The following is a 14376-nucleotide window of genomic DNA, read 5'->3' as shown; positions in this document are numbered from 1 at the left end:
TATAAAAGGTATCAACCTGAGTTGACGCCAGACAGCGGGTAAGTTATTTTAAGTGATATAAAAAATTAATAAACGACTGCGTTACAGTTACCTTAAAATTGATAAAAATCGTCATCGTTTTTGACAGTCGTTGTCCTAGGAATATGGTATGAGTAAACAACGTAATTTGATCGCCTTAGACTGGTTGATGCCTGTTTTAAAAGACGTATTTGGTGAGCTTAACCAGTTGCTACAACGACATGACGCGCAGCCAGCGTGGCAGTTAATCGGTCAACATTTGCACCAAATCACCGGTGCGCTCGCGCTTGCCAACCAGCCCGCCTTATCAAAACTGGCGAAAACGCTTGATAAAACCACTATCGCCATTCAGCAAGAGACTTTATCCCCGCAGTATTTTAATCAAATCAGCCATGCGGTGAGGTTGTTGCAATTTGACATTGAACAAGTACAAGCTAAACAGCAGATTCATACCGATTGGGTCAATGACCGAATCGCTTATTTTGAGCAGCTGCTTGGCATAGCATCAACTTATGAGCCCATCCAACCTGCTGCAGACAATACTTTATTATTTTTAAGCCAATTAGCCACGCCAGACATCAAACACCCATGGGACAGTGCCCAAGCCGATGAGTTACTCAAAGTTTGGCGTTATACCAGTTTGCAACTACTACAAAACGCGACCAACGACAGCAAACATTTAGATGCGCTGAGCAAAGTTGCTGGCTATTTGTCCCAGGCTTCCATCAATCCTGCCTGGCGTCAATTTTGGCAGTTGGTAGCGGTTTGGTGCAATAACTTAACCATCAATGAGCAGCCTGCGCCAACCGCTTATGCTTCGCTATTAAATAGTCTGTCATTGCTGCTGACGCATGATTTGACTCTCACCCCTGATATTACCGTGTCGCGTCTGGCAGTTGATGTGTTGTTAGCGCTCAATGCGTTAACCCATAAATCGCATGACGCTAAAGTCCTGCTATCAAGCTTGGATATCAATAGTAGTGACACGCTTGATAATTTATTTAGTCAAGTATTAGAAAAACTTGAAAAAATTATTTATCAAGTGCATGAGCCCCTCACCATTTTGCCGCTGCTTGAATCGGTCAAAAACAGTTTGGCAAATCGCGGTTGGGTGTTTTATGAAAACCAAATGGCGCAAATTATCGATGACGTGCGCTTGATGACGCAAGATACCTTTATGGCGTCATCACTCAGTTGGCAGGTAGAACGCCAGCTGCAAGATGTTCATAGCCAGTTGTTGTCAACGGTTGAAATCCTTGATAGCCAAATTGGCTTAAAGCATTTTGCCTATGCCAGCAATCCGCAAAATGAAGCGGTGCGCCAAACGCGCGTGCATATTGAACATATCAAACAGTCGTTTAATCAATATATCCAAACCCGTGATTTAAATAAATTAACTGTCAATGACGAATTGATTGCCACTATTCAAGTTTTTGGGGCATTAGGATTAACACGTCCCAAAGAATTGGTCGAGCAAATTCGCTTATTATTTAGCCGTATGCATAAAAATTCGGTACAGGTATTAAGCGCGGAAGCCAGTGATGCCATCGCCGACATGCTTGCCCGCTTTGAGCTATTTTTGGATTATTTATCCAACCAGTCTGTCAACGAAGAATTTTTGGATCAAACCCAAACTCAGCTTAACCGTGCCAATTTATTGCTTAATGGCTTAATCGAAATGCCATTAACCGCCGCCGAAGTGATAGCGCCAACCAAGCACTTTGGCAGTGATACGGTGATTTACGATGATGGAGGCGAATATATTGCCAGTGATATGAAAGCACCAACACAAGTGCTAGCTACGGCTTCAGAAGCGCCTATCAAGCAAACGGCTGTCACGCAAACGACTGGCGTGCAAGAATCGCAAGCGCTAGCGGCTGCGAGGCAAGCCCTCAAAGCTGATGATTACAGTATGGATGAAGATATCCGAGATATTTTCATTGAAGAGGCGCAAGAAGTCCTTGCTGAGTTGGGTGAGCAAATTCTGGTATGGGAAGTGGACACTCGTGAATTAGTCGCGCTCAAAGATATCCGCCGAGCTTTTCATACCTTAAAAGGCTCAGGTCGTATGGTGGGCGCTCATCAAATTGGTGAGATGTGCTGGGCAGTAGAAAACATGCTCAACCGTGTGCTAGATGGTACTTTAGCGGTTAGTGATGCGTTAGTGGGCTTTATCAAAGATACCCATCGCAAACTGCCGATATTGGTTGAAGATTTTCTGCAGCAGCGGGCGCCAAGTATCGACCCTGCGGTTACCGTGTTGCAAGCGACGAATCTATTACAGCAGCAGCCGATTAACACAGGTCTGCCAGAAACCAATGGCTTAGGTAGCTTTGTACCAGTCAGTGCTAGTGTGGCTAAAGACAGTGACAATGGGGCTCAAGGCAGTGAGGTTGCGAGTGACACTGCGCCATCAACCACAGCCTTACCTGAGGTAGTGGCTCGCGAATATGAGCAGCTAACGACGGTCACAGATGCGGTCAGCGATGCCGATATTCAAGAAATTTATATCGAAGAAGCCAATGAAGTGATTGAGACGATTGCCCCGCTTAACGCAGCTTGGCAAGCCAAGCCCGATGATTTTGATACCTTAAAAGAAATCCGCCGAGGCTTTCATACCTTAAAAGGCTCAGGTCGCATGGTTGGCGCCAATCAGCTAGGGGAGCTTGCTTGGTCGATTGAAAACATGCTCAATCGCGTGCTTGATCATACCATAGCGGTTGATGAGGGGGTTTCACACCTAGTTGCTGATGTCATTGACGCATTTGCTGGGCTCATCACGATTTTTGCCCAAAATCGTACAGACTATCCAGCGGTGATTAAACTGTGGCAAGCTGTCGCTAATAGCTATGCCAAAAAACATGGCGACAGCTTTAGCTACCCTCAAGTCTTGTCCGCCTTTATGGGGCAGGGGGCCGCCTCGCCGAGTGCGTCACACACAGATGCGGCACTCTCGTCTGGTCACGCCACCGCACAAACGCAAGCGCTACAGGATGTCAGTGGCATTAGTGACATCAGTAGTGAAATGGATGTCGCTGATGACGTATTTATTGAAGAAGCAGACGAGTTATTGGTCAATATTGATAACTTTATCACCCAGCATTTGGGTGAGCCTGCAACGCATGTGCCTGATGCCATATTACGCGCATTCCATACCCTGCGTGGTGGGGCAGCCCTGATTGAACTTAACAATGTCTATCACTTAAGCGCAGCGGTAGAAGAAGCACTGGGCGACTTATTACATAATGAAATGCCGCTGACGGCTCGCCAGTTATTGACCCTGCAAGAGGCCACAGATCTACTGCAAACCTACATTGATTACCATAAAATCCATCATGATGTGACGGTTATAGAAGATAACACTGACATTGTTGCCGACTTGGTTGAGCGGCTAACAGATGCCAATGCCGAATCTTATGAAAGCACAAAACTGACTGTCAAAGACCTGATAGCGCTTGAGATTGATGATTTACTCGATGCCGATCAGCAAGCACAGGCTAGGTTTGCTGGTGAGAGTGAACAAGTTATTGCCTATGCCCAGCAGCTTGAACAACAAGCGTCAAGGCTTGCGCAAGCGACTGAAGGTTTGAGCTATTTTATCATTCCAAGCACCTTACAGTTTGCCTATAAAAAACTCGCTGATTATCCGCAATTTGCCAAAAATGAAGCCATTTATAATGCCTTAATGGGCGTACACAATCAGCTCATCAATATGTTTGACGCCATTGCAGCAGGACTGCGCGTCAATATCAATGAAGAGGCGATTGAGACCTTAAGAAAATTATTGGCAAAAAATCAGTACCAAGCTGAGATGGATGCTATCGAGTACCAGCCAGTTGCTACCGACGATGAACTGTTGCAGATTTTCTTGGATGAAGTGCAAACCATTCAGCCCGACGTGCAAAATTACTACGACCAATGGCTCAATAACCTTAGCAATTTAGCGGTCACCAAAGAACTAGCTAATTATATGCACATGTTAAAAGGGGGTGCAGAGCTACTCGGGGTAACGAGTATTGCCGAGATGGCGCTACGTGGTGAGCAAGTGTATGATGCCATTGATAAAGGTATTTTAGCGAGTGATGCCGATACCGCTTCATTGGTGCAAAAGCTGCATGAAACCATTGCCTCGCAGCTCAAGCAAGTTCGACAATTTAGTCGCTCTTTTGAAGCCACAGATTTTGCCCAGCAAATTGATGAGGTTATCGCTGGTACAGTGCAAAGTCGAGACTTGGTATTTGCAGTGCCGATGATTGTTGAAGCCAATCCTGAAGAGTTGATGGAGCAAAAACAACTTGCCCAAGAGGATGATAGCGCGATTGCAAAAAATGACCCACTCTACATCGAAGAAATTATTAATAACTTTGAAGGGCGTCGTTTAGAGACTTGGAAAGGTCAAGAGCCTGACGAAGATATCTTAAAAATTTATCTTGAAGAAGCCAAAGAACTGATCGATAGCAGCAGCCAGCATCTACAAGAATTCCGTAGTAATAACAGTGATCTTGCAGCCTTACAAGCCTTGCAACGTGAATTGCACACCATCAAAGGTGGCGCAAGAATGGTCGGAGCTGAAGGGATTGCCACGTTGGCTCACGAAATGGAAACCATCTACGAAGAGCTAGGTAGCCGCCGCAAACCTGCGACGCGTATGATTGGCAACCTATTGGCGGTGTGTCATGACTGGTTAGCAAATGCGATTTATGTATTAGAGAATAAATTTAACCCACAAACGCCGGTGGCGTTGGTTGCTGCGCTGCAACAATTCTCGCGAAAACCTGATAGCTTAAAAGAAATCCCCAATGCTAACCTAGCCAGCCAAATTGAGCAAATTGATATCTATCGCAGTAGTCTCGGGCAAGACACGTTAGAAGTCAAACAGCGCGACCTAAGCGTCATGCCGCTGATGACAGGTAACTTTGAATCTGAGCAAGATCAATCGAGCCTTCATGCTGAGACGCTTAGAATTTCTGCAAGTGCTATGGAGCGCATGATTAACCTATCAGGTGAGTCCGCGATTAACCGCTCGCGAATCGAGATGGGTATATCAAGTCTATCAAACAATATCGAAGAGATGGGCGCAACCGTACAGCGTCTAGCAGATCAGCTGCGCCGTATGGAAACCGAGCTTGAGATTCAAATTTTGTCACAAATTGGTGATGAACATGCGTTAGAAAGTGACTTTGACCCGCTAGAGATGGACCAATATTCAGCGCTCAACCAACTGTCAAAATCGCTCTCGGAATCGGCATCGGACTTGTTAGACATCAAAACGACCATGCTCGATAAAACCCGTGAAACCGAAAACTTGCTACTGCAATTATCACGTACCCAGACTGATTTGCAAGAAGGGTTGATGGACTCACGTACTGTGCCATTCTCGCGTATCACGCCTCGTCTGCAACGGGTCGTCCGCCAAACAGCCACCGAGCTGGGCAAATCTGTTGAACTACGAATCCTAAACGATGAAGGTGAAATTGACCGTAATATCCTTGAGCGTATTACCTCGCCGCTTGAGCATATGCTACGTAACGCCGTTGACCATGGTATCGAAAAATCGCAAGAACGTATTGAAAGTGGTAAATCAAGAACAGGCTTAATCACGCTTGAAGTGCTGCGTGAAGGCGGTGAAATCGTAATCAACTTAACCGATGATGGACGCGGTATTAATGTCAATGCCGTACGCGAAAAAGCGATTGAGCAAGGCTTGATTTCTGCCAAAGATACCAGTCTAAAGACACTGGATATCATGCAATATATCTTTAACGCGGGTCTATCCACCGCCAAATCCGTATCACAAATCTCGGGTCGTGGTGTCGGTATGGACGTGGTACAAAGCGAAGTCAAGCAGCTGGGTGGTGTAGTAACCGTCGACTCTGAGCCTGGCAGAGGCTCACGCTTTACCATGCGTCTACCATTGACAGTTGCGGTGTCTGATGCCTTGATGGTGAGGGCAGGGGATAAATACTTTGCTGTACCATTGGTGCAAATTGAACGTGTGATGCGGGTCAATATCGATGCGATTGCTAACTTTTATACCACGAATGCCGATACTATCAATATCGATGGACAAGCCTATCGTTTGCGCTATCTTAATCAGATTTTGTACGGCAGTGACCCGGTGGATGCACTAGCGCACCAGTCAAGCAGTGTGCCAGTGATTATTATTCGTACTGACTTAGGTCAGCGCATGGCGCTACAAGTGGATATGATTGCAGGCTCTCGTATTGAAGTGGTCGTCAAACCGCTCGGTCGTCAGCTCTCCCATATCGATGGAATTTCTTCTGCCACCATCATGGGTGATGGCTCGGTCATGCTCATTCTTGACTTGGTGGCATTGATGCGTAATGTCAGCAACATTACCAAAGTCGAGCTGCAAAAAGCCAATAAAGCGGCCAAACGAGCGCACAAACCGCTGGTATTGATTGTGGATGACTCAGTAACCGTGCGCAAAGTCACCTCGCGCTTACTAGAACGTCACGGCTATGAGGCCCAAGTGGCAACAGATGGTATTGATGCGCTAGAAAAACTGCAAGAAATGCTACCTGAAGTCATTGTATTGGATATTGAGATGCCACGTATGGACGGCTTTGAAGTGGCCAACCATATTCGCCATAATTCACGGCTCCAGCATATCCCTATTGTCATGATTACATCGCGTACCGGTGAAAAACACCGTGAACGCGCGTTTGATATCGGGGTGAATGAATACATGGGTAAACCATTCCAAGAACAAATGCTGTTAGACACGTTAGCGCGCTTTACCCAACAAGCAAAAACTGACTAAGCCGACTGGCCAGGTAAAGGATACAATCATTCATGCTGTCAAAGTACCCACCGCTGCGATTTTTTATCGTTGCTGAGGAAAATCAGCAACGGCTCGCCTTTAGCGATACCATTCGTTCTTGGGGATTTGAAATCGTGGCATGCTTGGCAGCATCACAGCTGTTCGAAAAACATTTTCAGCAAAAAGTTGATGTGTGGCTAATCGATACCCCAGACGATTACGCAGTCATTCAAAATGTTGAAAAACAACAGAATGTCAATTTGACTAAGGTTGTGCTGCTGGGCTTTGTCACTGCGCCTTATATCAATGAAAGTCTGCTATATGCCAAATGGCAACGCCAACTCAAGCGAAAAATTGCCAACATGCTAGAACGTAGCGATTTGTTAGAGCCCTATGATGCTGCCAAGAGCGAAATCAAACCCTGGAAATATGTGGTGTTGCTCGCAGCCTCGATGGGCGGACCACTGGCGATTAAGGAATTTTTAGATAATTTGCCCGAAGATTTACCAGTGGCGCTGTTACTAGCGCAGCACTTTAACCAAAATACGCTAAACACCTTGCCAAGAATTTTAAATCGTCACAATGAGTGGCGCTGTGACATAGTGACCAATACCCAGCAATTATTGACAGGACGTTGTTTGATTTTACCGATTGAACACAGCGTGGTGTGTGATTCCAATGGACGGGTGATTTTGCAGCGTAAACCTTGGCAAGGCAGTTACAAACCGCCAATCAGTGACGTCATGCGTAACTGCAGTGAAGCGTTTGGCAATAATTTAATCACTATTGTGTTCTCTGGTATGGGCAATGATGGCAGTGATGTGGCAGCGACGGTCAAAAAAAATGGCAGCATTATTTGGGCGCAATCCCCTGACAGTAGCACCTGCGCGAGCCAGCCACAAAGCATGATTGAAAGCAACCAAGTCACTTTTGTTGGCACCCCTAAGCAGTTAGCTCAGCAGCTAATCGCCTTGTGTGGCTAATACGGCAGGCTAGCAGCGACCCCTAAACTTCTTATTAATCAGTAAATGAGCAGGCTATGGCAAACGATTTAAACCGTTATTTTAAGCAAGATGAGGATGTAGGCGTCCTAAGTATCACCACAGGTCAATTAACCATTGCTCGAATTCCTTCTAGCAGTTCGCCTGACTGGATTGTGCCGCAAGCTTTGATTTTGAGCATTGATAACTATGATGAGCGCATCTGGAATTATATTTGGCGCGGTCAAGAAGTGCCGGTGTATCACTTGTTGCCAAAAGATGATAAGCCCACCCACTTAGTGGTGTTAGAAAGCGTCACCGATATCCATCGGATTGCCTTGCAGATTCATGGCGAAGTGACTTTTCATTCTGTGCGTATTGCTGATCTCAAAGACGCTGATGACGCGACTTACCAAGCTGAATTAGCGACTCACTACCCTGACTTATTAGCCGCCTTAAACGCGCCAGATGATGAGGTCGTCGAGCGCTCACGCGCACCGAATTTGGCAGACTATAGCTTACAGCAGGACTATATTTTTCAGCCAGTCATGTTGGCAGGTGAGCTATGTGTGGTGCCAGATTTGGACAAGCTCTCGCATTTCTTGGTGGATTTAGATAGTTAGACGCAGTCCGCCTTTGTGCTATTTTGCCAACAGTCTGTTACTTTTATTTTGCCCAAACATTGCTAGAATAACCCAAAACAAATCATGATAAGGTAAAATTCATTATGGCATTATTTCCTGCAAATGAAGCGCCACAGCCGATTGCCCCACACGGTATCAACAAATGGTCGCTATCGTCACGTATTTTCCATTGGATTAGCGTGGTATTGTTGATTGCGACTTGGGCAATGATTGAGCTGAATGAAGATGCAACTGACTTTACCTATTTTGATTTGCATAAAGCGTTTGGACTCAGTGTGTTATTTTGGACAGTAGGTCGGATTATCAATCGTTTTGTCACCAAAGCACCTGCCGATGTGCCGATGCCAAAATGGCAAAATAAACTATCGCATTTAACGCATTTGGCACTGTACTTGATTTTACTTGCCATGCCTTTGGCGGGCTGGTTTTCTGTTATGTTTGATGGGGAAGGGGTGAGTATGTTTGGGCTGTTTGATATCCCAGCCTTTGTCAGTGAAAACAGTGATTTGTCAGGCACGTTAGAAAAAATTCATAAAAATCTGTTGTGGACGTTGCTGCTGGTGTTCACGGCCTTGCACATCATCGGCGCGCTGTATCACCAATTTATCCAAAAAGACCATTTAATTCGCCGTATGCGCTAAGTCAGCCCATAGTATAAAAAAGCCCATGTCATCATGGGCTTTTTAGTCACAATTTTTTAAATGCAGCCTAGATTAAGCGCAACATGAATTATTGGCGTGTACTATCAGGCAAGCTGATATTCATCTCCAGCACTTCCATGTTTGCTTCATTGTGATGTTGAATATTGACGTCATCAATGTTGACACCTGATACGTAGGTATTGACCACTGCCAAAATCTCACGTTTCATTTTTTCAATACGCTCTGGGGTTAACCGATTGTGCAAGCGGTTTTCGCTGGCAACGATGACCTTTAGGCGCTCTGCGGCAGTATTGGCACTGTTTGACTTTTGCTCACCGCCAAATAAATTACTCCAAAATCCCATAGCCTAACCTCCAAACCAGCGTTGTAGGAAACTTTTCTTCTTCACCTCGATATGGCGATAGGGACGTTCTTCCCCCAAGAAACGAGCGACCATGTCATCATAAGTTTGACCGGCTTTTGAATTTTGATCTAGCACCACAGGCACACCTTGGTTTGATGCCTCAAGTACGCTATTGCTTTCAGGAATCACGCCAAGTAGTGGCACTTTTAGGATGTCATTAGAGATGCTGTTGATATCCATCATCTCGCCGCGCTCAGCACGCTCAGCGTTGTAGCGGTTGATGACCAAGTGCTCACGTACCACGCCTGTACCTTCTTCAACTTTTTTAGTACGGCTTTGCAAAATACCGATGATACGGTCTGAGTCACGCACCGACGAGATTTCTGGGTTGGTCACGATGATGGCTTCATCGGCATGGTACATAGCTAGCTGGGCACCGCGCTCGATACCAGCGGGCGAGTCACACACGATGTAGTCAAATTGTTTGGCTAACTCATTAATGACTTCGGCGACTCCTTCATCTGTCAAGGCGTCTTTGTCGCGGGTTTGGCTGGCAGGTAAGATAAACAAATTATTGAGCTGTTTGTCTTTTACCAAAGCTTGTGACAGGCGCGCGTTCCCTGAGATAACATCAACAAAGTCATACACGATACGGTTTTCGCAGCCCATAATGAGGTCAAGATTTCTAAGACCCACGTCAAAGTCAATCACTACAGTTTTAAAGCCGCGAAGGGCTAGACCTGTAGCGAAAGAGGCGCTAGTGGTGGTTTTGCCTACCCCGCCTTTTCCTGAAGTTACAACAACGATTTTTGCCACTTTGGCATACTCCTATTCATAGCACGGTGTCAGTGAGGCTGTATTGGTTAATCATCAAGCCATACACACATTCACGCTAAACTGGTTTGAAAAATATGGATATAAATTAACGTAAATCGTTAAAAGTTAAGGCTTAAATTTTAGTTAGCCCAAATTTGGTTAATTGGACTAGTTTAGCATAAAAAACTTTTCGAAGTTAATCGAGAGATTGGCGATTTTTGCATAGATTATGGTATAAGTGGTTGTTTAGGTGATTGTTATTCCATCAATTCAAAGACCAAGCCTTGACCATCAAGGTAGCTGACTTGTACCGCTTTATCCAAATACTCAATGGGAATATTTTCTTTTAGGCAATAAGTGCCCGCAACTGACACCAGTGACGGGTTAAAACGTAAACAGAATATTTTAGCGTTGGTGTCGCCCGTCGCCCCTGCGACCAATCGCCCTTCGGCTTTTCCATACACGTGTAAGCTATAATCGGTAATCGCTTCCGCGCCGGCATTGATGCCTTTGGTCAAAATCACGTCACCGCCTACATGATTGATACTTTGACCGGAGCGCAGCATTTGAGTATGCACCAAATCGCCTTCAGGCTGCGATTGGTGATGCGGTGAGGCGACAAATTTTTCAGGTGCAGCTGCGGTCTCATTGATTGTGGTCTCATTGCTTGCGGTATTATTGGCTGCGATATCATTAGCGGTTTGATTTTGTCGCTCAGTCACTTGACTGTCGGATGCGGGTGATTGGGTAGGGGGCTGCGCCACGTGTTGAGAGGATGGGTTACTTTTTGTGCTGTCTGATTTTCGCTCTCTACCCGTCGCCACATTTTTTGGTGCTTTGCCGTCAATGCGCTGCCCATCTGCTGGAAAAATGGCAATGCGAAGCTCATTGGCTTGGGCGTCATTGGCGCCTGTGACCAACCCAATCGGCTGTAACCCTAGTGCCCATAAGCCGCCCCAAAGCTGCGCTAAATTTAACGGGTGATGACAGCTGACAATCACCGGTAAGTTGGACTGGCGTTGACGACCTAGCTTTTGTGCAATCTTTGTCAAAATTACTTTGATGTCATTGCCTTCAATATTTAGGCGGGTAAAGTTGAGGAGTCTGCCCGTAAGTTTCACGCTAGTGGCTACAGGGTCGGTGGGTAATGGGTTGGCTGGCTGCTGACTTTGCGGTGAACCCTGCTCGGATAGGTTAGGTAGACTTTGTAATTTTTGTGATGAACTATCTTGGGTCAAGTCAAGGGCAGCGGGCTGTGTCATGAAAAACCTTTTTATAATAACTTTTTATACATCAAAATCGATTCATACCGCATATTAGCAAGTATTATTTAAAACAACAACCATTCACTGCGCTATTTATTGTTTGGCAACCAAAGCTGTAGTAGGGCGATAAAAAAGGGTTGAATAGCGGCTATCGGCCAGCAAAATTGGTGGATTCAATCAGCGTATTTGGTGCTTCCATTGTTGAATGCGAACTTGGTTGGCAAGTGACGTCAAACTATCATCAATAATATCGCTAATTAATTTTTCTAGCGCAGGGCTAGTGACGTCAATTTGCACCAAGCTTTTGGCGATTTCTTCATACATCAGCGTGAGCGTTTGCGGCTTGGTAAGGTTGGTGGTCAAGCTTAATGTCAGATTTTCCCCAATGTGTTGCCCGATGCTGTGCATTTGGTTTTCTATCAGACTACCGGCAATCGGTATCAATCGTAATATGCGGTGCAGCTCGGGCGTATCGGTTAGCGCTTGCTGAATGGCGATGCCCACTTGTTCTGCCAATGGTTTGGCAAAGATGGCAGGGTGGGCGGGCGTGGATTGTAATAACGGTGTGGCTTCTTGCTGCAGCACTTCGACAATGACCTTTTGTATGTCATCCCGATGCTTGTCGATGATGTTTTTGACCAAATGCCCATCGGTGTTGCTTATTTCGGTGCGGATATTGTCAATCGCGGTTAAAATCACCCGATCAGAAATCTCTTCCATAATCATTTGGTAATAAAATTTGATTGTCGCAAGCCAACTGGCGGGCAAAACTTTGTAGCCCAGTTCATGCAGACGATAACCAATCACGCCAACGCGCAGCAGTCGTAATGCGCGCAGCTGCGGTGCACAGCCCAACACCTCATACCAATGCACGAATGGAAAGAAAAACCAGCGGTAATAGCGTTTTTGGGCGATGGCAATCAACCAGCGAACCAAAAGCTCGGCTATCAAAAAGATGGTAAATAGACCCCCAGCTACTTTGATTGGCTCGTGCCATCCTTGCTGATAAGTGATGATACTGTCAAAAAACCCTAGCCAATTTGCTATTTTTGCCATAAAGCTACTTAGCATCAAAGCGTCAAACCCCATGAGCAGCAAGTCCAACACGATGGCAACCATCATGATGGTATCGTAGGCTAACTGCCAACGACTGGGTTTGGCAGGGTGGGCAGCGAGCGGTTGGCTAATATTCGAGCTTGGCATTGGGTTGGGCTTTGGGTCTAAATTAGCAGTTGGCATAAAAAAGTGCTCAAAATGGGGTCAATACCGCAAAAAATGTGAGTGAGAACAAGGCAGGTAAGTCATGCCTTGCATGACTCTCCTTAGATTTTAATTAGCAATATAACTGGTGAGATTGCTAGGGATGACGGGTAAAATCATCGAGCATGGCTTGGATACGTTGGTCCTTTTGCTGCCACAAGCCATCAAGCCAACGGTACATATCTATTTTGGTTTGCTCATCCTGCTGGTATTTGCCATCCATGAGGCGCTGTAGCAAATCATCTGGCAATGCAATTTTTTGAATATCCACCCCGATGCGTTTGATATTACCTTTCCATAAATCCTGATAGGTAGGAACACCGTCAGGATACACAATCGTCATGTCGAGCACCGCGTCTAGATCATCACCCAACGCACCCAATGCAAGTGCAATGCCGCCCGCTTTGGGTTTTAGCAAATGTTGATACGGTGATTGTTGCAAGTCATGTTTTTTTTGGGTAAACCGCGTGCCTTCGATAAAGTTAAGTAAGGTAAAAGGCTTGTCGAGTAAGTTTTGACAAGCGCGTTTGGCTTCGATGATATCGCGGTCTTCTAGCGCTGGATTTTTAGCAATCGCTGTTTTCGAGTAGCGTTTCATCATCGGAAAGTCTAAAAAATAAAAGGCTTGCCCCACAATTGGGATATACAGTAGCTCGTATTTGGCAAAAAATCGCGTTAATGGCAGTCGGTTTTCACTGATATATTGAATGACAGTGGTGTCGACCCAAGATTGGTGATTGCTCAGCAAAATATATTTGCCATTAACCGATAAGTCATCAGGCAGATTGACGCGAAAATCAATATCGGGCAGGATATTTTCAATTAAGCGATTGTTGGTGTTGATCCAGTGATTGGCTATTTTTAACACGCATTTATCGGCCAATGGATGACCCGTTAATGTTTTTACTGCGCCCATCACCCAAAGTGGTAGACTAAACAGCACTGAATTGCCGGTAATGGTGCCTGCCGCCACCGCTAAGCTGGCGTTTTGCGCCAAAGGTAATGATGTTTTACGCAGTTTATTGAACGTGTTTTTGAGCAATGATGGTTTATCGTTATTTGTCATATCTGGCTCTGACTCCCACAAAGCTTCCTTGAAAAAGCTTATTTGAATGAGACATAAGAAAAAATACTTGGCTTCATTAATTTGGCTTCGTTAATTGTAAAAATAAGTGTTAGTTTAGCAAACGTCAAAAATGTTCACTAATAAATTTTTATACACTGGCAAGCACAAATCTTGCAGGTTTATTGGTGCTGTGCTATACACCCCAGTAAAGTTAATTGTCAAAAAATTTTTTTAAAAATTAACAAGTTATTGAATAAGCTATGGATAATAGATTGACTATGCAGCATAGTTTTCAACAAAATCACAAAGCATTTAATATATAAGAATAAATAATATAAATAATGAATACTTGAAAATATTTTGTAACAAATTATGCCATCCTACAACATCCTTAAGACAAATCATTACATATAACGAAAAAGTTTATTGCATAATGAGCTCAATCACAAAGCAACTGAGTGTTGTCAGGTTTATCTGGCAAATGAGATAAAAACAACAAGTTGGTGCGTGACAATTATAACTAAGTAATTATAACTAG

General features: G+C 45.0%; 9 protein-coding genes. 4 read left to right on the top strand and 5 right to left on the bottom strand.

What is annotated here, in order from left to right; translation table 11 throughout:
- The first annotated feature begins 148 nt into the window (after positions 1-148).
- The 4 genes from ACAM37_RS08805 to ACAM37_RS08790 all read left to right on the top strand — a co-directional run bounded on the left by ACAM37_RS08805 (position 149) and on the right by ACAM37_RS08790 (position 9067).
- Positions 149-6802, top strand: a complete 6654-nt coding sequence (locus ACAM37_RS08805) for an Hpt domain-containing protein (RefSeq protein ID WP_369626028.1) — start codon at positions 149-151, stop codon at positions 6800-6802.
- Positions 6803-6834: 32 nt separating this feature from the next.
- A complete protein-coding gene (locus ACAM37_RS08800) occupies positions 6835-7785 on the top strand; it encodes a chemotaxis protein CheB (protein ID WP_082168274.1) in 951 nt (316 codons plus the stop codon).
- A 56-nt stretch (positions 7786-7841) separates the two neighbouring features.
- Complete coding sequence (locus ACAM37_RS08795) at positions 7842-8405, top strand: hypothetical protein (protein WP_065254125.1); 564 nt, start codon at positions 7842-7844, stop codon at positions 8403-8405.
- A gap of 104 nt (positions 8406-8509) precedes the next feature.
- Positions 8510-9067, top strand: coding sequence for a cytochrome b (locus ACAM37_RS08790; RefSeq protein WP_062332532.1), 558 nt, complete (start codon positions 8510-8512; stop codon positions 9065-9067).
- A gap of 88 nt (positions 9068-9155) precedes the next feature.
- Here ACAM37_RS08790 and minE read toward each other — a convergent pair whose 3' ends face one another.
- From minE to ACAM37_RS08765, 5 genes are all read right to left on the bottom strand, one after another.
- Positions 9156-9431 (bottom strand): cell division topological specificity factor MinE, encoded by a 276-nt coding sequence (minE, locus tag ACAM37_RS08785; protein ID WP_007115412.1) that lies wholly within the window; start codon positions 9429-9431, stop codon positions 9156-9158.
- Positions 9432-9434: 3 nt separating this feature from the next.
- Positions 9435-10247, bottom strand: a complete 813-nt coding sequence (gene minD, locus ACAM37_RS08780; protein WP_036592750.1) for a septum site-determining protein MinD — start codon at positions 10245-10247, stop codon at positions 9435-9437.
- A 257-nt stretch (positions 10248-10504) separates the two neighbouring features.
- Positions 10505-11509: a septum site-determining protein MinC gene (gene minC / locus ACAM37_RS08775; protein ID WP_138018703.1), complete on the bottom strand. Its 1005-nt coding sequence runs from the start codon at positions 11507-11509 to the stop codon at positions 10505-10507.
- Between the two features lie 180 nt (positions 11510-11689).
- Positions 11690-12751: a hypothetical protein gene (locus ACAM37_RS08770; RefSeq protein WP_138018704.1), complete on the bottom strand. Its 1062-nt coding sequence runs from the start codon at positions 12749-12751 to the stop codon at positions 11690-11692.
- Positions 12752-12869: 118 nt separating this feature from the next.
- Positions 12870-13838 carry an acyltransferase gene (locus tag ACAM37_RS08765; protein WP_369626027.1) on the bottom strand — a complete coding sequence of 323 codons (969 nt, stop codon included), beginning with the start codon at positions 13836-13838 and terminating at the stop codon, positions 12870-12872.
- Between the last annotated feature and the right edge of the window lie 538 nt (positions 13839-14376).

It is taken from the genome of Moraxella sp. K23, from assembly GCF_041154765.1.
Classification (GTDB): Bacteria; Pseudomonadota; Gammaproteobacteria; order Pseudomonadales; family Moraxellaceae; genus Faucicola; species Faucicola tetraodonis.
Note: the sequence above shows the minus strand (reverse complement) of the source record. Positions and strands in the feature narration are given on the sequence as shown.